Origin of the sequence: Craterilacuibacter sp. RT1T (genome assembly GCF_023502145.1) — a bacterium.
Classification (GTDB): domain Bacteria; phylum Pseudomonadota; class Gammaproteobacteria; order Burkholderiales; family Chromobacteriaceae; genus Craterilacuibacter.
The window spans coordinates 167,236-186,935 of record NZ_JAMFLI010000002.1; the positions used below are offsets into that span (position 1 = coordinate 167,236).

Consider the following 19,700-nt stretch of genomic DNA (forward strand, 5'->3'; position numbering starts at 1 on the left):
GCCCGGCGGATCTTCCGCCGGGCTTTTTGCTTTTCAGTGCGTGCTGGGCGGGCAGGTAGCCGATCCAGCATTTCTAGTGCCTCATCGCTTGCCGGGTCTGGCTTGGCGTCTCGCCGAACTGACGCCGGTAGTCCTGGCTGAACTGGCTGGCGCTGCCAAAGCCCCAGGCCAGCGCCAGATCCTGGATGCTTTGGCCTGCATGCTGCGCTGACGACAAGGCGCGGCGTACCTCGCCCAGACGCAGTGCGCGCAGCATGCCCAGCGGGCTGATGGCCGCAGCTTGGTGAAAGCCGTTCTGTAGCGTGCGCCGGGTTACATGCAGGCGCTGGCACAGGCTTTCCACATTGGGTGCAGGTGCATCTGCTGTCTTGGCCCAGCGACAGCTTTGCTCGACCCAGCCCAGATGGCTGCGCCGCCTCTGCGGCGCGCGCGCGCCTGTAGATAGCGCCTGCAGCAGGGTATCGGCCAGTTGCAACTGCCACTTGTCGCTGAGTAGCGCTTCCGGTTGGCTGCGGGCAGCGTCCAGATAGCATGCCAGACTCTGCTCGAGCAGGCGGCAGGCCACTGGCGTCAGCGTCAGGCTGCCGCTTTGTCGCCACAGCGGCGGCAGCGCGTGGCCGAAACGCATGAGACAGCACGCCTCCAGCAGTTCTTGTTCGATTACCATGCCACCGATGGTGAACGCTGGCGGTGTGCGCAGAAAAAAATCGTCGCCGCCGGGGCAGATCAGCACGCTGTTGGGGGCGACCTCCTGTCCGGCAAAGCGCAGGCTCGCGCCGCTGCCGGGTGCCGGCAGGCCGAACCAGATCCGGCCGGGGGCCGGCCTGCACTGTTGCCAGGTCTCGCAACTGGCGTATTCGCTGAACAGCTGCAAGCGTGCGGCGCACACTTCGTCCAGCCTGCCGAAATAGCGGCCGCATGATAACTGGGCGTAGTCCTGCTGCCAGCCGCTGATGAAGCTGGCGTGCAGGTCGGCATCGTGGGCGATGCGGGTGCTGAAGCTCAAGGGGCTGTGCGGTGTCATCATGCGGCCTCCGTGGATGGGTATTGCACTGCACAATGCAAACACCGTGCCATGGCTGCGCGCTGTCTGAAATCGGCAAATGCGCTGTTTTGGGGCGAAAAGCGGCCGTGCCCACACCGGTGTTGATCTTGCTGGTGCGGGGCGGTCATCCATGCTGCGCGCTTTTTGTGCATGCCTAGCCATGCCTGCGTGTGCGTCTTGGTGGCCTCCTTGAGCGATGCCCGCAAGCAGCGGTGCTGGCGGCGCGTATTTTCCGGTTTGCGCTAACCGTTGGCGGCAGCATCTCCCTAGCATCGCGCTTATACCGTCAGGCGTTTGCCTGGCGGGCGATACCGGACAAGGGAGCAAAGCAATGAGCACAACAACAACGGGGCTGGCCAAACGCCTGGGTGGCTGGCAACTATGGGGGATCGCTGTCGGGCTGGTGATCTCGGGTGAATACTTCGGCTGGAGTTATGGCTGGGCGCAGGCCGGCACGATGGGCTTTATGCTGACCGCGCTGTTTGTTGCCCTGATGTACAGCGCGTTTATCTTCAGCTTTACCGAACTGACGACGGCGATTCCGCATGCCGGCGGGCCTTTTGCCTATGCGCGCCGGGCCTTCGGCCCGTTTGGCGGGCTGGTCGCCGGTTTTGCCACGCTGTGCGAGTTCGTGTTTGCGCCGCCGGCGATCGCGCTGGCGATCGGTGCCTACCTGAATGTGCAGTTTCCGGCGCTGGACGCGAAGTGGATCGCCGTCGGGGCGTATCTGCTGTTTATGGCGCTGAATATCGTCGGTGTCGGCATCGCGGCGACCTTCGAGCTATGCGTGACCTTGCTGGCGGTTTTCGAGTTGCTGGTGTTTATGGGGGTGGTAGCCCCCGGTTTTGACTGGAGCAACTTCACCCGTGGCGGCTGGGCCGGTGCCGATACTTTCAGTGTGGCGGCTATTGGCGGCATGTTTGCCGCGATTCCGTTCGCGATCTGGTTTTTTCTTGCGATCGAAGGCGCTGCCATGGCGGCGGAAGAAGCCAAGGATCCTAGCCGTACCATCCCGCGCGCCTATATCGGCGGCATCCTGACGCTGACCGTGCTGGCGCTGGGCGTGATGGTGATGGCCGGCGGTGCCGGCGACTGGACGCAGCTGGCCAATATCAATGATCCGCTGCCGCAGGCGATGAAGATGATAGTCGGCAGCGAGAGCGGCTGGCTGCATATGCTGGTGTGGCTGGGCCTGTTCGGGCTGGTGGCATCCTTTCACGGCATCATCATGGGCTACTCGCGCCAGATCTATGCGCTGGCGCGTGCCGGTTACCTGCCGCCCTTTCTGGCTGTCGTCCATCCGCGCTTCAAGACCCCGCACCGCGCGATTCTCGCCGGTGGCGTGATCGGCATGGCCGCCATTTTTAGCGACAATCTGATCCAGATCGGCGGGCTGCCGCTGACAGCCAATATCGTTACCCTGTCGGTGTTCGGCGCCATCGTGATGTATATCGTGTCCATGCTCTCCCTGTTCCGCCTGCGTAAGCAGGAGCCGGGGCTCGCGCGTCCGTTCCGTGCGCCGGGCTACCCGCTGCTGCCGGCGCTGGCCTTGTGCATGGCGCTGGTGTGTCTGGCATCCATGGTCTGGTACAACACGCAACTGGCGCTGTTCTTTGTCGTATCGCTTGCACTGGCGACTGCCTACTACTATCTGACTGCGCACCACCGTGCAGCCGCGGCACATGACCCGATGCTGCATGGGGCAGCAAAGCCGGCTGAGGCGCCTGCTTTGGCCGTGCGGGTCGAATAAGGAGAGCGCCATGGCGCATGTGATAACGCTGGGTAGCCACCGCTACCGCTTTGCCGACCTCAAGACGCTGCTGGCTAAGGCGACGCCGTCGCGTGCCGGCGATCGTCTGGCCGGGCTGGCTGCCGCCAGCGCCGAGGAGCGGGTGGCGGCGCAGATGGCGCTGGCGGAGCTGCCGTTACGGCACTTCTTGTCCGAACTGGTGGTGCCGTATGAAACCGACGAGGTATCGCGTCTGATCGTGGACAGCCACGATGCGCAGGCGTTTGCGCCGCTGGCGCACCTGACGGTCGGCGATTTTCGCGACTGGTTGTTATCCGGGCAGGCGGACAGCGCGGCGCTGGCGGCGGTGGCTCCCGGCTTGACGCCGGAAATGGTCGCAGCGGTGAGCAAGCTGATGCGCAATCAGGATCTGATCCTGGTCGCGCGCAAGTGCCAGGTGGTGACCCGCTTTCGCAACACCCAAGGCTTGCCAGGTCGCATGGGGGTGAGGTTGCAGCCTAATCATCCGACCGACGACGCGCGCGGCATCGCTGCTGCGCTGCTGGATGGGCTGATGTACGGAGCCGGTGACGCCGTGGTGGGCATCAATCCGGCATCAGATAGCCCGGACGATATTGCCCGCCTGCTGCATTTGCTCGATGGGGTGCGCCAACGCTACGCCATTCCGATGCAAAGCTGTGTATTGACCCACGTCACCACCACGCTGGAGCTGATCCGGCGCGGCTGCCCGGTCGATCTGGTCTTTCAGTCGGTAGCCGGAACCGAGGCAGCCAACGCCGGCTTTGGCATCAATCTGGCCATGCTGGGCGAGGCGCACGAGGCTGCGCTGGCGCTGGGGCGGGGCAGCGTGGGCGACAACCTGATGTATTTTGAAACCGGGCAGGGCAGCGCGCTCTCCGCTGGCGCGCATCACGGCGTTGACCAGCAGACGTGCGAGGTGCGCGCCTATGCGGTAGCGCGCCACTTCAAGCCCTTGCTGGTCAATACCGTGGTCGGCTTTATCGGGCCGGAGTACCTGTACGACGGGCGCGAGATTATCCGCGCCGCGCTGGAAGACCATTGCTGCGGCAAGCTGCTTGGCCTGCCCATGGGCTGCGATATCTGCTACACCAACCACGCCGAGGCCGACCAGAATGACATGGACACGCTGTTGACCTTGCTCGGCGTGGCCGGCGTGAATTTCATCATCGGCGTGCCGGGGGCGGACGACATCATGCTGGGCTACCAGAGCACCTCGTTTCACGACGCGCTGTACCTGCGCGAGGTGCTGGGTCTGCGCCGCGCACCCGAGTTCGAGGACTGGCTGCAGTCGATGGCGCTGAGCGACGGGCAGCGCCTGTTGCCGGGTGCTGGCAGTAGCTTGTTGCGTCTGGCGGAGGCAGCATGAAAAAAAATACTTTGCGGTTGGGGGCTGCGGTTGCAGAGGACGCCTGGTCGGCCGAGCGCCAGCATACGGTGGCGCGCATCGCGCTGGGGCGCAGTGGTGTAAGTCTGCCGACGCGGCAGACACTGGCTTTTGCGCTGGACCATGCGCGCGCGCGCGACGCGGTACACGGCGAACTGGACACGCAGGCCCTTGCGCGCGAACTGGCCGGACATGGCTTGCCCGTGCTACAGGTGCATAGTGCGGCGCCAGATCGTGCCTGCTATCTGCAGCGGCCGGATCTGGGGCGTAAGTTGGCGCCGGATGCGCGCTTGGCGCTGCAGGCGGCGGCGCCGGCGGGAGGCTGCGATCTGGTGTTGGTGCTGGGCGATGGCTTGTCGGCGCGTGCCGTGGCCAGCCATGCGCCACGCCTGCTCGAGGCGCTGGCGCCCGCATTGCGCGGCGAGGGCTGGTCACTGGGGCCGCTAGTGCTGGCGTCGCAGGCGCGGGTGGCGCTGGGAGACGAGGTCGGTGTCGTGCTCGGTGCGCGCATGCTGGTGATGCTGATCGGCGAGCGCCCGGGGCTGAGTTCACCCGATAGTCTCGGCGTCTATCTGACCGCAGCGCCCCGGGTCGGTCTGAACGACGCGGCGCGCAACTGCATCTCCAATGTCCGGCCAGAGGGGCTGAGTTATCCGCTGGCTGCATACAAGCTGATGTGGTTGTTGCGCGCCGCATGGCGCGACGGTAGCGGGGTGGCGCTCAAGGATGGCAGCGCCGCCGAGGCGGCGTATCTTGCGCTGCAGGCGATAGAGGGCGGGCAGCGAGGTGGGGGTAAGCCAGTTATCTGCTAGCGCTTCGCGTGTAGAATTTTGACATGCCAAGGCAGCGTGGTTTTTTCATTCTGCGCTTTTAGGCAGAGTTCAGGTTTCAGTGCCTGAATGTAAAAAGCCCGGCGGATGATCCGCCGGGCTTTTTGTCTGAGAAGCCTATGCTTAGCGTGTCTCGTGGGCTGGTGTCAGCGTCAGGGTTTCCAGTTCTGCATCGGCCACCACTTCCGGCTCGTCCGCTTCCAGTTCGGTCTCACCGTTGAGAACGCGGTGCATGCGCGCAACATCCAGTGCATTTTCCCACTTGGCGACCACCACGGTGGCCACGCCATTGCCGATCAGGTTGGTGATGGCGCGCGCTTCGGACATAAAGCGGTCAACACCGATCAACAGCGCCAGCCCTTCGACCGGCAGCTTGCCGCCCAGCGTCGCCAGTGTCGCCGCCAGCGTGATGAAGCCGCCGCCGGTCACCGCCGCCGCGCCCTTGGAGGTCAACAGCAGCACGCCCAGAATGCCCAGCTCTTCGGCCAGCGTCAGCTCGACATTGGTCGCCTGCGCGATGAAGATCGCCGCCATGGTCAAGTAGATCGAGGTGCCGTCCAGATTGAACGAGTAACCGGTCGGAATCACCATGCCGACCACCGGCTTGGCGCAACCCAGGTTTTCCAGCTTGCTCATCATGCGCGGCAGCGCGGTTTCGCTCGACGAGGTGCCCAGCACCAGAATCAGTTCTTCCTTGATGTAGGCGAGGAACTTGATCAGGCTAAAGCCGTGCAGCTTGGCGATGGTGCCCAGTACCACAAACACGAAGGCGAAGCAGGTGATGTAGACGCACAGCATCAGGAAGCCCAGCTGCTTGAGCGAGCCGATGCCGTACTTGCCGATGGTGAAGGCCATCGCACCGAAAGCACCGATCGGAGCCAGCTTCATCAGCATGCCGATGATGCCGAACAGGGCGTGCGAGAACTCGTCAAGAATGGAAACCAGCGGCTTGCCCTTGTCGCCCAGACGGGTGAGCGCCAGACCCAGCAAAACCGAGAACAGCAATACCTGCAGGATCTCGCCGCCGGCAAAAGCGCCCACTACCGTGTCCGGAATGATGTGCATCAGAAAGTCGATGGTGCTCATCTCCTTGGCGCCATCGGTGTACTTGGCGATGGAGGAGGCATCCAGCGAAGCCGGATCGACATTCAGGCCGGCACCGGGCTTTAGCACATTGACCACCACCAGACCGATGATCAGCGCCAGCGTGGTGACCACCTCGAAGTAGAGCAGGGACTTGATGCCGACGCGGCCAACTTCCTTCATGTCGCCCATCTTGGCAATACCGACGACCACCGTGGTGAAGATGATCGGCGCGATCATCATCTTGATCAGCTTGATAAAGGCATCACCCAGCGGCTTCATCTTGGCGCCCAGTTCCGGCATGACGGCACCCAGCGCAACCCCGAGCGCGATGGCGAGCAGGACCTGGAAATACAGGCGGGTATAGAGCGGTTTTTGCGGCATGAGGTGGCTTCCTGTTGGCAATTCTGACGGCACGGTTTTTAAGTCGTGAACGCATGCTAGCTGTCTGGAAGTTGCTGGGTAATTGCGGTTTTCCCCATTAGGGAAAGCCGCAATTGTCTCCAGAAGAGTGCGGGTGAGAACAAGAGCATGCGCGCCAGAAAGCGCTGTCGGTGCGGGAGGAATTCAGTGTTTCAAATGATTTGTTATTTTTGTGACAGGCAGTCTGTTAATGCCTGCAACTGGAATTCTGATTTCTGGCTGCTAGAGTGTGGTTGTCGTTTAGTAAACAGACGATCCTTTACTGGCTTAGCGCTTTCCGGTTGGTGGGGTTGGTGTCTGTTTTCTCAGGCAGGATGGTTTTTGTCTAAACTTTTCTGTTCAATTGAAACGGATTGGGAAAGAGTGATGTCAACAAACAAGAAAATACTGCTGGTGTTAAATGGTGTTTTATCCGGTGAAGACACACCTGCTGCACAGGCCATGGGTCGAATTGTCGGCGCGCTGCTGCAGCAAGGGTTCGAGGCCGAGTATGCCTATACGGTGCAAGATGCTGAAATATTCCTCAAGGAAAGCATGGGCTTAGGCGCGATTGGTGTCTATGTCGCGGCGGCGGAGGAGTCGCCTTGCGGTCTGGCGCATATAGGCGAGATGGTCGGCATGGTTCGTGAGCGCAATGCCGATTTGCCGATTTTTCTGCTGTCGGATAGTAATCATGTTTTTTCCATCTTGCCGCTTGATGTCCTGAAAGAAATTCGGGAATACGTCCATATTTACTCGGAAACGCCCAACTTTATTTCCGAGCGAATAAAAACGGCGGTAGAGCAATATAACAAAAATTTGTTACCGGTTTATTTTAAGGCGCTCAAAGAGTTTACCGAGAGTGGCGATTATTATTGGGATTGCCCCGGTCATATGGGCGGGATGGCATATAAGAAACATCCGGTGGGCGCAGAGTTTCTACGCTTTTTCGGTGAAAACATGTTGCGGGCCGATATTGGCGTGGCGACCAGCGAAATGGGGGATTATCTCGAACACGCCGGGCCACCAAAAGCATCCGAAGCCCGTGCGGCCAAGGCGTTTGGCGCCGAGTGGACGTTTTACTGTGTCGGCGGCTCTTCGGCTTCCAACCGGATCGTTGCGCAAGGCGCGATCGGAGCCGATGAAATCTGTGTGGTCGATCGCAACTGCCACAAATCGCTTAACCATGGCCTGACACTCTCGCATGCTCGCCCTGTCTACCTGCAGCCTACGCGTAATGCGTGGGGAATGATCGGCCCCATTCCGACCGAAAGGCTGGGTAAGGAAAGCGTTAAGCAACTGATTCAGGCCAGTGCACTCTCGCAAGGGGCGGCAAGCGCCGCGCCAAGTTATGCGGTAGTGACCAACTGTACTTACGACGGCTTCTGTTACAACGTGGATGATGTGGTGCGCCAGCTAGGCCAGAGTGTGCCGCGCATTCATTTCGATGAAGCATGGTATGCGTATGCCAAGTTCCATCCTCTGTACCGACACCGCTTTGCCATGGGTGCGGCTTCGGATCAGCCGGATGCGCCAACACTTTTTGCCGTGCAGTCGACACACAAGATGCTGCCTGCGCTGTCTATGGCCTCGATGATCCATGTGAAGAGCAGCCCGCGTGCACCGCTGAGTTTTCATGACTTCAACGACGCCTTCATGATGCATGGCACGACCTCGCCTTATTATCCGATCATCGCCTCGATTGATGTGGCCGTGTCCATGATGGAAGGTGCTTCTGGCGAGTCGCTGTTGCAAGAAGCCATCGATGACGCGGTTGCCTTTCGCAAGGCCGTGGTTGCGATCAAGCGCAAATTCGAAGAGGAAGAGGGCGCAGACAGCTGGTTCTTCGATGTCTTGCAGCCGCGCGAAGTCACGGATCCGCAAACACAAGTGCGCTATCGTTTCGAAGAGGCGCCTGCGGGTCTGCTGGGGCGCGAACCATCCTGCTGGCAATTGGGTGCGGATGAAGACTGGCATGGTTTTGCCAGGGAAGATATTGCCGGCACCGACTGCATGCTAGACCCGGTCAAGGTGACCATTACATGCCCGGGCATGCGCGCTGACGGTACGGTCGAGGCGCGGGGCATTCCCGGTTATGTACTGACCAAGTTTCTGGATAGCCGCAGGACAGAAATCGCCCGCACCGGTGACTATACCTTGCTGATTCTATTCTCGGTCGGCACGACCAAGGGTAAGTGGGGTGCGTTGCTGGAGACCTTGCTGGAGTTCAAGCGCCTGTACGACGAAGGCGCGAGCGTGGCCGAGGCGATTCCCGAGCTGGCGCAAGCGCATGCCGTTTATGCTGACATGTCTCTTAAAACGCTATGCGACACGATGCATGGAAAAATGACTGAACTGTCGCTGTTAAAACAGCTGGATGCAGCAGTCAGCGTGGCGCCACAACCGGTGCTGACACCGGCGGCGGCATTCCAGCAAGTCGTCCGCTATAAGGCTGAGCCGGTGAAGGTCGAAGACTTTGCCGGACGGATCGCCGCCAGCATGCTGGTTCCCTACCCACCGGGAATTCCGTTGCTGATGCCGGGCGAGCGGGTTCCGGCTGGCGACAATCCTATCGTGTCCTATCTGAGTGCATTGCAGGTCTTTGACCGGGCATTTCCGGGCTTCGAGCATGAGGTGCATGGCGTCAGCGTCGACGAGCAGGGCAATTTCTGGGTGCGTGCGCTGGTCGAGGATGCGCGCGAGGCGAAGCCATTTGCCGGCGCCAATCTGACGCAAACACGCTCCAGCGCCGTTAAAAAGGGCCGTCACTAGGTCGGCTTATCCTGTGGAGAGCCCGGGCTGCGGCGCAGCCCGGGCTTTATCCGCAATCTGAATCCATCAATTGGAGTTCAACTCATGTCTAGCCAGAACGCTGCAGGCGGAGAAAGTACGCAAGGAAAATTGGGCTTTTTTGCCCTGATTGCGGTGGTGGTCGGGTCGATGTTAGGGGGCGGCGTGTACAGCCTGCCACAGAATATGGCCCAGGCTTCGGCTATCGGACCGGTGATTATTGCCTGGCTGATTACCGGGGTTGGTGTGTTTTTTATTGCCAACGCGTTTCGCATGCTGGCGGATGCACGTCCCGATCTGCAAGCCGGCATTTATATGTATGCGCGCGAAGGATTTGGTCCTTTTGTCGGCTTTATTTCGGCCTGGGGTTATTGGCTGATGGCGGCCTTTGGCAATGTCGCTTTTGCCGTCATTCTGATGGATGCATTCAACTACTTTTTCCCCGGCGTGTTCACCGGTGGGAATAATCTGAATTCGATCATCTTCGGTTCCATCCTGATCTGGGCTTACAACTTTCTGGTGCTGTCGGGCATGAAGGTCTCTGGCATCGTGAATACCATCGGGACGGTAGCCAAGCTGGTGCCTCTGGTTCTATTCATTGTGATCGCCGGATTTGTCATGAGCCCGCATATGCTGGTCAGCGACTTCTGGGGACATGCGGCGGCAAAAACCAGTCAGGACCTGGGCTCGATCGCCTCGCAGGTGATGTCGCCGATGATTGTGGCGCTATGGGCTTTTATCGGGGTTGAGGGTGCCGTGGTGTTGTCCGGCCGGGCCAAAAATAAATCGGATGTGGGCAAGGCCACGCTGATTGGTTTCGTGGTTGCCTTGCTGGTATATGTCTTGCTCTCGGTGCTGCCGTTTGGTATTGCACCGCAATCGGTGCTCAAGAGTGTCGCCAACCCGTCGACTGCCGGGGTTTTGCAGATGGTGGTCGGTGACTGGGGTGCATGGCTGATGAATGTCGGCCTGATTGTCTCGGTATTGGCCGGATGGCTGGCATGGACGATGTTGTGTGCCGAAATTCCGTGGGCAGCCGGCGTGAATGGCACCTTCCCCAAGGCTTTTGCCAAGACCAATAAAAATGCGTCCGCATCGGTCTCGTTGTGGGTCAGCAGCTTCATCATGCAGGCGGCGATGTTGCTGGTGTACTTCTCGAATAATGCCTGGAACACCATGCTGAGCATTACCACGGTCATGGTTTTGCCGGCCTATCTGGCCGCAACCTTGTTCCTGTTCAAAATGTGCAGAAACGGGGATTACCAGAAGTATGTGGGTAGCGATAAGGGGCTGCGCCTGGCTACGGCCAGCGGTGCCATCGGTTTTGTGTTCTGCCTGTTCATGTTCTATGCGGGGGGGCTGCAATATGTGGCCATGATTCCGCTGCTGCTGACGGTCGGGCTGCCGGTCTATATCTGGTCACGCCGAGAGCAGAATCCTTCGGCACCGGTTTTTCAGGGGCGGGAAAAGATGTATTTGCTGGTGTTGATCGGGCTGGATATTGCCGTCCTTGCCTTGTATCTGGCGGGCGTGATCAAGGTATAAGACGGCCTGTGCTGGCTGGGTGGTTCTCGCCATGGCCATGCAGTTAAAAAGGGAAACGGCAGTGCTGCCGTTTCCCTTTTTTGGATCAAGCTACGTCGAGCTCGGCCCAGTCGTCGATATCACGTTGGGTAACCATGGTCTTCTTTCTGCTTGCCCGCGCAGGTCTTGTTGCCGGCTGGCGAGGCTAGGGATGGAATGCCGGACTTTCCGGCGCGGTTGTCTCCACGATCTTCTCTTGTTCTTGGTGGGGCCGCAGTGCGACATCCGGCGTTTATCCGCCGGGGCGAGAGTTATACCAACGTATTGGTGCGGTGCGCAATAGCAAAGACAGGCTGCTGATCCGGAATGTCACGATGCAACTTGGCCCTCCGGCCGCTAAGAGCGTGTTCACGATCTCGCGAGCGAGGGCGAGACAAGGCGAAAACGGCTGAGAAAGCGGAATGTACAGGTGCTACATGAGCATTTCGAAGCTGTTTTTAACGCCGCATCGCCGATGCGCAGCAGATCGTGAACAGGTTCTAAGCGCAGGCCGTAGGTGCTTTAGCCGGGCTGCGGGACGTCGATGATGCGCGGCACGTGACCGGTTAGCGTGAAAAAGCGCGCGAGCGAATCATGCGGCAAGGACAAGGTGGCGGTATTGACCAGCGGATGCGACAACACGGCATCGGCCGTCCATAAGGCCTGATCAATCACCACTTCGACGGCGTGTTCGGCATCGTTGAAGGCGGCCAGCAGCGTCACGGCGCCCGGGGTGAGCCCCAGGTAGCGCAACAGGCGCTCGGGCGAGGCCATACGCAGGCTCTTGACCTCCAGTATGGGGGCCAGTGCTTTTAAGTCGACGCTGTTTTCGGCCGGCATCGACAGCAGAAAATGGCGCTTGCCTTTGTTGTCACATAAAAACAGATTTTTGGTCTCGGCGCCGGGCATGGCTGGGCACAGTCGCGATGCTTCTTCGCAAGTGAATACCGGCGGGTGTTCGAAACGCTGATGGATAAGCGCGTGCTGGTCGAGAAAGGCGGCGAGGGTATCGGTCATGCATAAAAGATAAATTCTGCTCGCTAAATTTGTCAATAGCGTATTTGTAGCGCTATTCATGCATGCGTGCAGTCGCATGGCCAAGCGTTTGTCTAGAGCGCCGCCGGGCGGGCCTTGCGGGCCGGTGTATGGCAAACAAAAAATCATCGCATAGACTGACTGGGTAGCCGGTGCGGCGCTTTGGGTATACACTTTGCCATGAGCTGGTTTTGGACTGTCGTTTTCATGAAGTCATTCGCGCGTCAAACAAGGAGCTGGATGTATGCAAAGCAAACAGGGTAGTGCGGGCAAGTGCCCGGTGTTGCATGGTGCCAATACCGAGGTTGGCAGCACCAATATGAATTGGTGGCCACATGCGCTCAATCTCGACATTCTTCACCAGCATGACAGCAAGACCAACCCCATGGATGCCGGCTTCAACTATCGGGAAGAAGTGAAAAAGCTCGATGTACAGGCACTCAAGCAAGACCTGAAAGATTTCATGACCCAGAGCCAGCCCTGGTGGCCGGCCGACTGGGGCCACTATGGCGGTCTGATGATACGCATGGCCTGGCACTCGGCAGGCACTTACCGCACGGCGGACGGGCGCGGTGGCGCCGGGCATGGCAACCAGCGCTTTGCGCCGCTCAACTCATGGCCGGACAACGTCAACCTGGACAAGGCGCGCCGCCTGCTGTGGCCGATCAAAAAGAAATACGGCAACCGGCTGAGCTGGGCCGATCTGATCGAGCTGGCCGGTACCATGGCTTACGAGTCCATGGGGCTTAAAACCTATGGCTTCTCCTTCGGGCGCGAGGATATCTGGCATCCGGAGCAAGATGTTTACTGGGGCTCGGAGAAAGAGTGGCTGGGTGCTTCCCGCTATCAGGACGACAAGCGCGACTCGCTGGAAAACCCGCTGGCTGCCGTGCAGATGGGCTTGATTTATGTGAACCCGGAGGGCGTTGGTGGCCAGCCGGATCCGCTGCGAACCGCACAAGATGTGCGCGTTACCTTTGCCCGCATGGCCATGAACGACGAAGAAACGGTGGCACTGACCGCCGGTGGCCACACGGTAGGCAAATGCCATGGTAACGGCGACGCCGGCTTGCTCGGGCCGGCACCGGAAGGGGCGCTGCCAGAAGACCAGGGCTTGGGCTGGGTCAATAAAACGCAGCGCGGCATCGGCCGCGACACCGTCTCCAGCGGCCTTGAAGGCGCATGGACCACGCATCCGACTCGCTGGGACAATGGCTACTTCCATCTGTTGTTGAACTACGAATGGGAGCTGAAAAAGAGTCCGGCCGGCGCGCATCAGTGGGAGCCGGTCAATATCAGGGAAGAAGACAAGCCGGTCGATGTCGAGGACGCCAGTATCCGCTACAACCCGATCATGACCGATGCCGATATGGCCATGAAGATGGATCCGGCCTATCGCGTGATTGCCGAGCGTTTTTATCAAGATCATGCCTACTTTTCGGAAGTGTTCGCCCGCGCCTGGTTCAAGCTCACCCATCGTGATCTGGGGCCGAAAACCCGCTATATCGGCCCCGATGTGCCGGCTGAACATTTGATCTGGCAAGACCCGTCTCCCGCCGGTTCGACCGCTTACGATATCGCCGCCGTCAAAGCCCAGATCGCCGCCAGCGGTCTGTCGGTTGCCGATCTGGTGAGTACGGCTTGGGATAGCGCACGCACCTTCCGTGGTTCGGACAAGCGCGGCGGTGCCAACGGGGGCCGCATCCGGCTATTGCCGCAAAAAAACTGGGCCGGTAATGAGCCCGAGCGGCTGGCCCGTGTGCTGGCACGGCTTGAACCCATTGCCGCCCAAAGTGGCGCCAGCGTGGCCGACGTGATCGTGCTGGCGGGCAATGTCGGTGTTGAGCAGGCGGCACGCGCGGCCGGTTTCGCGATCGAAGTGCCGTTTGCCGCAGGCAGGGGCGATGCCAGCCAGGAGATGACCGATATCGAATCGTTTGCCGTGCTGGAGCCTTTGCACGATGGCTACCGCAATTGGCTGAAGCAGGACTATGCGGTCAGTGCCGAAGAGTTGCTGCTCGAGCGTACCCAGCTGATGGGGCTGACCGCGCCGGAGATGACGGTACTGGTCGGTGGCTTGCGCGTATTGGGTGCCAATTACGGCAATAGCAGTCACGGTGTGTTTACCGACCGCGTGGGCGCGCTGAGCACCGACTTCTTTGTCGGCCTGACCGATATGGCTTATAGCTGGCATCCGACGGGCGACGGCTTGTATGTGCTGCGCGATCGCGCTAGCGGCACCGTTAAATGGACGGCAAGCCGGGTGGATCTGGTGTTTGGCGCCAACTCCATCCTGCGTGCCTATGCCGAGGTGTATGCGCAAGACGATAACCAGGAGAAGTTCGTCCGCGACTTTGTCGCCGCTTGGGTCAAGGTGATGAATGCAGACCGCTTCGACTTGAACAGCTAGCGCTGCGCAAGAGGGCGGCAACCGGTAACCGGCAAGGCTTTACGCCTTGCCGGTTTTTATTTTGTCGGCACCCGCGACAGGCTTTGGGGCCCCGGTTTGGCTGCCGTGACGGGGGGCGAGGCCGGTGATGTAAATTGTTTGGCATAATGTCTGTGCTGAGCATTGTCTGTTTCAGCACCTGCCGGGCACTTGCCCAAATATTGGGAGACACTTCCATGCACATCGCGATCCTCACTTTCGACGGCTTTAACGAGCTTGATTCATTCATCGCGCTCGGGATTCTCCGGCGTATCAATACACCCGCTTGGCGCGTGTCGATAGCCAGCCCCACCGCAAAAGTGCGATCTATGAATGGCGTCGTAATCGAGTCGCACATCTCGCTTGACGAGGCGAGTCAGGCCGATGCGGTAATCGTGGGTAGCGGAATGAAAACCCGAGATATTGTCGCGGATGCGGATTTAATGGCGCAGATGCAGTTTGACCCATCCCGGCAATTGTTGGGCGCACAATGCTCCGGCGCACTGCTGCTCGCCAAGCTTGGCGTGCTGGAGGGCATTCCGGCTTGTACCGACCTGATCACTAAGCCCTGGGTGCAGGAGGCGGGTGTCAGCGTTTTGAACCAAGCTTTCTTTGCCAGCGGCAATGTGGCTACTGCGGGTGGTTGTCTGGCATCACCGTACCTTGCTGCCTGGACGATTGCTCGGTTGGCCGGGCTGGAGGCCGCACAAAGCGCACTGTATTACGTCGCCCCGGTGGGCGAGAAAGAAGCGTACGTCGCGCGTGCGATGCGACATATCGAGCCGTACTTGTTCTGATTTTTCGCAGGCTGCGTGTTTTGCCGCGCGCAAAGTGGGGATGCCGCTCACAGCACGTGCTGCGCCGTTGCCATGGCGCAGCGGGTCGTCGAATACTACTTATGCGAGTAGAATCTCACGTTTTGCCTGTGCGATATCCTGTCATGAAAAAAATCCTGGTGTTGGCCTTGGGCCTTGTCTGCGGCGCATCGCCGCTTCTTGCCGCGCCGGCGCCGGCTGATACTCAGCTGCACGACCGTACGCTGGATGCGCTATCCGGCGATGGCAGCGCACAGCTGGTGCGTGCCCCGGCTCGCCGGCTTAGCGATGCCGGTGGCGAACTGGTGCCCGAGCTGGCGCTCAGGCTGGGCTATGACGAGCTGGCGACACTGAGCCCGGCTGACGGCCTGGCGCTGCGCACCGCTGAGCGCGAGAGTAGTGCGGCGCTGGCCGCGGACAGTTATTTCACACCGCTGTCCGCCAGATTTTCGCTCGACGGGCATACGCTGGCGTTTGCCGCCGGCAGTGGCGGCACGCTGCGCGCACTGCGCTGGCAGGCGGGTAGCCCGCCCGAAGCGCTGGTGCCGGACGGCAGCGCCTGGCTCTCGGGTGTCAGCGCAGTCAGCGACGACGGCAAGGTGGTGGCGGGCTGGCTGCTGCGCACGCGCCAGAGTCTGGCGCAGGGTTTTGTCTGGCGCCAAGGGCAGGGGCTGACGGTGCTGGATGCGGCGCTCAGCCTGCCGCGTGCGATCAGTGCCGATGGCCGCACGCTTGCCGGTACGGGGCTTGACGGTACGCTGGGCCAGTTGCGCCAGGATGCGCTGCTGGAACAGTTTGCCAGCGAAGACCCGCTTGGCGGCAACAAGGCGATTGCCGACTGGGCGCTGGTGGCGGCCAGTGACGATGGTCAGCGTCTGGCGGGCTATGTCAAGCGTGCCGACCGTCCTCTGTGGCAAGGTTTCTTGTGGGACCGCGAAACCGGCTTTGTCGAGTCGCCGCACCCCCCGCTGTTTGATGCCAAGGCCGCTGCGCCGGCGCGTTCTGCCGTTGAGCTTGCCGTACTCAAGGCATATGGGCTGGGGGAGGCCAACCGGCTGGGCGCGCTGCGCAAGCATGCCTGGCGCTGGCAGGATGGCAAGGCTGAGATCCTGAAAAAAGACGCCGAGCTTGAGGCGATGTCGCGCGATGGCAAGACCTTTATCGTACGCGACGGCAAGGGGGCGCTGCTCGAAATCGGCCCGCGCGGCGAGCGTGCGCTGGCGCCGTTGCTGCCTGCAGACCTGCAGGGCGAGCTTGCGCTACGGGCAATCAGCACAGACGGACAGCGCTTGTGGCTACGCGATGAGGCCGGGCGCAGTGTACAGCTGCTGGATGGTCAGGTGCTGGCCCCAACGGTGGCTGAGACACGCGCGCAACCGGCCGCATTTTCCGCTGATGGCCGCACCGTCGCCGGCATCTATGTCAACGACCCTGCCGGCGTACGCCCGGTGTTGCGCTGGGAGGGCGGGCGCGTCGATGCGCGCAGCTGCCGCTCCGGCAGTTCGAGTTACGGTCTGGTATTCCTGTCCGGCGATGGCAAGACGCTGGCCGTCAGCCACCCGGATACCTTTTGTCTGTTTCAGGCATGGTGATGCGCGCATGGATGGTGCCCCTGTTGCTGCTGGCGGCCTCGGCCCAGGCGGCGGCACCCCGGCTGCAGAGCGGCGTGCAATTGCTTGAGCAGTCGGCCGATGGCAGTACCCGGCTGGCCTTGTCGCCGGTGGCGGCTGCGCCGGCCGCGCTGCTGGCCCGGCTTAAGCATCTGCCCGAGCTATTGGGCGAGGAGGGCTACCGCTCCGAACCCCTGCATGCTGGCGCACCGCTGTTCGAAGTGGGCGGGCGGCAGAGCGCGGTGAGCGGTTTTGATTATGTGCAACGGGTACGGCTCAGTCGCGATGGTCGCGTCGCTTTGCTCGGTGCCGGGCAAGACGGTGCGCTGGATGCGTGGCGGCTTGGGCGCGACGGCAAGCGCGAGCGGCTGTTGCCCAAGACTGCTGCCGCGTTTAGCGGCGTGATCGATGCCAGCGACGATGGCAAGACCGCCGTGGGCTGGCTGCAGACATCGGCCGACGCCGTGCCGCAGGGCTTTGTGTGGCAGGCCGGTCACGGTTACCGCCTGCTGCCCGATCCGCTGTGGCTGCCGTTCGCGCTGTCCGCCGACGGCACGCGCTTGCTCGCCAGCAGCCGCCGCCCGGACGCGAACACCTTCGCGCGCCAGCACCTGATGCGCAGCCTGCAAGGGCCGCCGGGGAGCGACTGGGGCGATGCGCTCGCGGTTAGTCACGATGCAAAGAGCGCGGTCGGCTACTATTTCGTGCGTCCGCAAAGCAGCGACCCTGCGGCCACTGGCAGCTACCGCGGCTGGTGGTGGCAGGCGGGCACAGGCTACCGCCACAGCGCGCGCGCGCTGTACCTTGATGAGTCGGAAATGGCCGACCCCGTGCGTTTTGCCGCCTTTCGCAGCCAGTTGCTCGCGCTCGCCGGCCTTGGCGCCGACACTACCGAAACGGTGGCAAGCGGCGTCGCGCAGTGGCGGATAGGGGAAGATATGCGCGAGCGTGTCGCCGATGCGCGGCCGGTGCTGTTTGCGCGCGCGGGCGCGCTTGCCGGGTGGAAGGTGTGGCAGGGCGAGGCGTGGCGGATCACCCTCGCGCACGGCGACGAGACCATCGCCGCCGAAACGCTGGCCGGGGCGGGCTTTGGCGAGGTGTTCGCCGTGCGCGCATCCGCCGACGGGCGCGCGCTGCAACTATTGGGCGAAGAAGGGAAGGTGCGCGTGCGTCGTGCCGGCAAGAAGTTCGACCTGGCAGGTGGCCTGCACATGCTGGGGGCGTTCACGCCGGGTGGCGGCCTCTACCTGTGGCCGGACGGCGAAGGGTTTGAGAACCGCCACGTCAGCTGGATCAAGCTGCAAGACGGTGCCCGGGGCACGCTTGCCGCGTGCCCGCTGGCCGACGGGCATTACAGCGAACTTGCCTTGCTGGTGGGCGATGGCGGCAGGACGGTTGCGCTTGGCGGCGACGCCGGTTACTGCGTATACCGTACCGGCTTAGAGGACGAGACCCGATGAAGCGCATGGCCCTGATCTTGCTGCTCGCCCATGGCGTGGCATCTGCCGCCGACTGCCCGGGCCTGGCCGGGCGTTTCGAAATCCTGTGGCCGGGCGAGCCCCCGCAGGCTATGCGCGTGGTGCAAAGCCGGCAGGACGGGCAACTGGCCTACCGCGTCGAGGTCGCCCTGCCTGACGGGCGCTGGGTGGCGCAGCGCGCCAGTACGCAGGCCAACCGCTACCGCTCCGAGCTTGGGTTGCTGCCGCGCTGCGCGCTCATGGTCGAGGGTTACGGCCTGTTCGCGCGGCATCGCGCCGTAGCGTGGACCGGCTTGCCCGGCGCCGGGCAGGCCGAATGGGTGTTCTGGGCGGACAAGTCGCTGTGGCCGGTACGCCGGCTGGGCGACTAACAGCTAAAGCAGAACGGCAAAGGATCTGCTGGGCGCATGCCTTCGGCGTCACGCATAAAGTCGCTGGCGGCAAAGTCGCGCGGGCAGTCGATGTTGTCCAGCGCCTTGACCCGCAGCCTGGAGAAATTGACGCTACCGTTGGCGCGCAGGCCCAGCACGCCGCCGGCAAGCTTGGGGTCGCTGTGGCGCAGCAAGGGCTGGCCGTCGACCCACGCGGTCATCTGTTTGTTGCACACGTTGACGGCGAGACGGTAGCGGCGGCCGGTAAACAGCTCGAACGCCGACTGCACCTGCGAGGGTACGCCGCGGTCGATGTCCGGCAGGCGCAGGTAGCCGACTCCGGCATAGGCACGCTTATCGATGTCGTACAGCACGAAGCGGGAGAAGCGCACGTCGTGCCACGACAGCATCAGCTCGGCCAGTACGCCCTGATGTACGACGACATCGGTCTCGACACGATAGTTGGCCGGCAGCGGCAGGCGCGAACGCAATACCGCCATTTCATTGCCGCCACAGCTGTTTTTTCGGTGCTGCTCGCTCAGCGGGATACAGCTGCCATGCAAAGTACCATCGGCTAGCGCTTGCCACTGGCCGCGTATCACCTGCCAATCACGGGTGAAGGCGGCGGGGTCGGGGGTGGTGCTCGCGCAGCCGGCGAGCGCAAGGGAAACAAGGCACAGGGCTAGGGCTTTCATGCACCTATTCTAACCCCAATTGGGTTTTATTATTTTTATGAAGTGTGTGAATGCATAAGCGGCGGGGGTGTGCAGCAGCCATACTGGCTCTGGTATGGGCTTCGGGGGGCGCGAGTGCCGATGATTTGTTTCAGGGCACACTGATGCCAGTTGGCGCGCAGTGGCAGCTTGAGCGCTGCAACGCAGTCAAAACGCGTTATCGGCTGGTGCTGCCGGCTGGGGCGGATGCACGGCTGGAACAGGCATGGCGCTTGCGTAGTGGTCATCCCGTGCAGCTGACTTTGCTTGGCGAGGCCGTGGCCGAAGAGGGCGCTTACCGGCTTGAAGTACGCGAAGTGCGTGCGCTGCTATCGGGCAGCTGCCATCTGGAAAGCCTGTTCTGAATTTGGCGAGACGGCGC

15 protein-coding genes are annotated in these 19,700 nt (G+C 61.6%); 11 read left to right on the forward strand and 4 right to left on the reverse strand.

What is annotated here, in order from left to right; all coding sequences use genetic code 11:
• Positions 1 to 73: 73 nt before the first annotated feature.
• Positions 74 to 1,027, reverse strand: coding sequence for a helix-turn-helix domain-containing protein (locus M3P88_RS15895; protein ID WP_283773113.1), 954 nt, complete (start codon positions 1,025 to 1,027; stop codon positions 74 to 76).
• Between the two features lie 349 nt (positions 1,028 to 1,376).
• Between M3P88_RS15895 and eat the strand changes: the two genes are divergently transcribed.
• The 3 genes from eat to eutC are packed head-to-tail and all read left to right on the forward strand — an operon-like array spanning position 1,377 to position 5,012.
• Complete coding sequence (eat, locus tag M3P88_RS04670; protein WP_249614888.1) at positions 1,377 to 2,795, forward strand: ethanolamine permease; 1,419 nt, start codon at positions 1,377 to 1,379, stop codon at positions 2,793 to 2,795.
• A 10-nt stretch (positions 2,796 to 2,805) separates the two neighbouring features.
• Positions 2,806 to 4,182 carry an ethanolamine ammonia-lyase subunit EutB gene (locus M3P88_RS04675; protein ID WP_249614889.1) on the forward strand — a complete coding sequence of 459 codons (1,377 nt, stop codon included), beginning with the start codon at positions 2,806 to 2,808 and terminating at the stop codon, positions 4,180 to 4,182.
• The gene (gene eutC / locus M3P88_RS04680) at positions 4,179 to 5,012 is read left to right on the forward strand and encodes an ethanolamine ammonia-lyase subunit EutC (RefSeq protein ID WP_249614890.1); all 834 of its coding nucleotides are present in this window, start codon (positions 4,179 to 4,181) and stop codon (positions 5,010 to 5,012) included. The genes M3P88_RS04675 and eutC overlap by 4 nt, the downstream gene beginning before the upstream one ends.
• Positions 5,013 to 5,153: 141 nt before the next feature.
• On the opposite strand, the gene M3P88_RS04685 is transcribed toward eutC, so the two are convergent.
• The gene (locus M3P88_RS04685; RefSeq protein ID WP_249614891.1) at positions 5,154 to 6,497 is read right to left on the reverse strand and encodes a dicarboxylate/amino acid:cation symporter; all 1,344 of its coding nucleotides are present in this window, start codon (positions 6,495 to 6,497) and stop codon (positions 5,154 to 5,156) included.
• A gap of 405 nt (positions 6,498 to 6,902) precedes the next feature.
• Here M3P88_RS04685 and M3P88_RS04690 point away from each other — a divergent pair, with 405 nt between their 5' ends.
• Complete coding sequence (locus tag M3P88_RS04690) at positions 6,903 to 9,287, forward strand: Orn/Lys/Arg family decarboxylase (protein ID WP_249614892.1); 2,385 nt, start codon at positions 6,903 to 6,905, stop codon at positions 9,285 to 9,287.
• Positions 9,288 to 9,371: 84 nt separating this feature from the next.
• Positions 9,372 to 10,850 carry a basic amino acid/polyamine antiporter gene (locus M3P88_RS04695; protein WP_249614893.1) on the forward strand — a complete coding sequence of 493 codons (1,479 nt, stop codon included), beginning with the start codon at positions 9,372 to 9,374 and terminating at the stop codon, positions 10,848 to 10,850.
• 540 nt (positions 10,851 to 11,390) lie between these two features.
• On the opposite strand, the gene M3P88_RS04700 is transcribed toward M3P88_RS04695, so the two are convergent.
• Positions 11,391 to 11,885: a prolyl-tRNA synthetase associated domain-containing protein gene (locus M3P88_RS04700; protein WP_249614894.1), complete on the reverse strand. Its 495-nt coding sequence runs from the start codon at positions 11,883 to 11,885 to the stop codon at positions 11,391 to 11,393.
• A 262-nt stretch (positions 11,886 to 12,147) separates the two neighbouring features.
• Here M3P88_RS04700 and katG point away from each other — a divergent pair, with 262 nt between their 5' ends.
• The 5 genes from katG to M3P88_RS04725 all read left to right on the forward strand — a co-directional run bounded on the left by katG (position 12,148) and on the right by M3P88_RS04725 (position 18,605).
• Entirely contained in the window at positions 12,148 to 14,313 is a 2,166-nt protein-coding gene (gene katG / locus M3P88_RS04705) for a catalase/peroxidase HPI (RefSeq protein WP_249614895.1), read from the forward strand.
• 215 nt (positions 14,314 to 14,528) lie between these two features.
• Positions 14,529 to 15,128 carry a DJ-1/PfpI family protein gene (locus tag M3P88_RS04710; RefSeq protein ID WP_249614896.1) on the forward strand — a complete coding sequence of 200 codons (600 nt, stop codon included), beginning with the start codon at positions 14,529 to 14,531 and terminating at the stop codon, positions 15,126 to 15,128.
• A gap of 143 nt (positions 15,129 to 15,271) precedes the next feature.
• Positions 15,272 to 16,738: a hypothetical protein gene (locus tag M3P88_RS04715; protein ID WP_249614897.1), complete on the forward strand. Its 1,467-nt coding sequence runs from the start codon at positions 15,272 to 15,274 to the stop codon at positions 16,736 to 16,738.
• Entirely contained in the window at positions 16,717 to 18,216 is a 1,500-nt protein-coding gene (locus M3P88_RS04720; protein WP_249614898.1) for a hypothetical protein, read from the forward strand. Before M3P88_RS04715 ends, M3P88_RS04720 begins: the two co-directional genes overlap by 22 nt.
• Entirely contained in the window at positions 18,213 to 18,605 is a 393-nt protein-coding gene (locus M3P88_RS04725) for a hypothetical protein (protein ID WP_249614899.1), read from the forward strand. Before M3P88_RS04720 ends, M3P88_RS04725 begins: the two co-directional genes overlap by 4 nt.
• Here the strand turns inward: M3P88_RS04725 and M3P88_RS04730 are convergent.
• Positions 18,602 to 19,300 (reverse strand): hypothetical protein, encoded by a 699-nt coding sequence (locus M3P88_RS04730; RefSeq protein ID WP_249614900.1) that lies wholly within the window; start codon positions 19,298 to 19,300, stop codon positions 18,602 to 18,604. The genes M3P88_RS04725 and M3P88_RS04730 overlap by 4 nt on opposite strands.
• A 50-nt stretch (positions 19,301 to 19,350) precedes the next feature.
• Between M3P88_RS04730 and M3P88_RS04735 the strand changes: the two genes are divergently transcribed.
• Positions 19,351 to 19,683: a hypothetical protein gene (locus M3P88_RS04735; protein ID WP_249614901.1), complete on the forward strand. Its 333-nt coding sequence runs from the start codon at positions 19,351 to 19,353 to the stop codon at positions 19,681 to 19,683.
• Positions 19,684 to 19,700: the final 17 nt, after the last annotated feature.

Coding starts and splice junctions, on each gene's coding strand:
- M3P88_RS15895 (WP_283773113.1), bottom strand. CDS start 1,027: ATGATGACACCGCACAGCCCCTTGAGCTTCAGCACCCGCATCGCCCAC.
- katG (WP_249614895.1), top strand. CDS start 12,148: ATGCAAAGCAAACAGGGTAGTGCGGGCAAGTGCCCGGTGTTGCATGGT.
- eutC (WP_249614890.1), top strand. CDS start 4,179: ATGAAAAAAAATACTTTGCGGTTGGGGGCTGCGGTTGCAGAGGACGCC.
- M3P88_RS04725 (WP_249614899.1), top strand. CDS start 18,213: ATGAAGCGCATGGCCCTGATCTTGCTGCTCGCCCATGGCGTGGCATCT.
- M3P88_RS04695 (WP_249614893.1), top strand. CDS start 9,372: ATGTCTAGCCAGAACGCTGCAGGCGGAGAAAGTACGCAAGGAAAATTG.
- M3P88_RS04700 (WP_249614894.1), bottom strand. CDS start 11,885: ATGACCGATACCCTCGCCGCCTTTCTCGACCAGCACGCGCTTATCCAT.
- M3P88_RS04685 (WP_249614891.1), bottom strand. CDS start 6,497: ATGCCGCAAAAACCGCTCTATACCCGCCTGTATTTCCAGGTCCTGCTC.
- M3P88_RS04730 (WP_249614900.1), bottom strand. CDS start 19,300: ATGAAAGCCCTAGCCCTGTGCCTTGTTTCCCTTGCGCTCGCCGGCTGC.
- M3P88_RS04710 (WP_249614896.1), top strand. CDS start 14,529: ATGCACATCGCGATCCTCACTTTCGACGGCTTTAACGAGCTTGATTCA.
- M3P88_RS04675 (WP_249614889.1), top strand. CDS start 2,806: ATGGCGCATGTGATAACGCTGGGTAGCCACCGCTACCGCTTTGCCGAC.
- M3P88_RS04690 (WP_249614892.1), top strand. CDS start 6,903: ATGTCAACAAACAAGAAAATACTGCTGGTGTTAAATGGTGTTTTATCC.
- M3P88_RS04735 (WP_249614901.1), top strand. CDS start 19,351: ATGCATAAGCGGCGGGGGTGTGCAGCAGCCATACTGGCTCTGGTATGG.
- M3P88_RS04715 (WP_249614897.1), top strand. CDS start 15,272: ATGAAAAAAATCCTGGTGTTGGCCTTGGGCCTTGTCTGCGGCGCATCG.
- eat (WP_249614888.1), top strand. CDS start 1,377: ATGAGCACAACAACAACGGGGCTGGCCAAACGCCTGGGTGGCTGGCAA.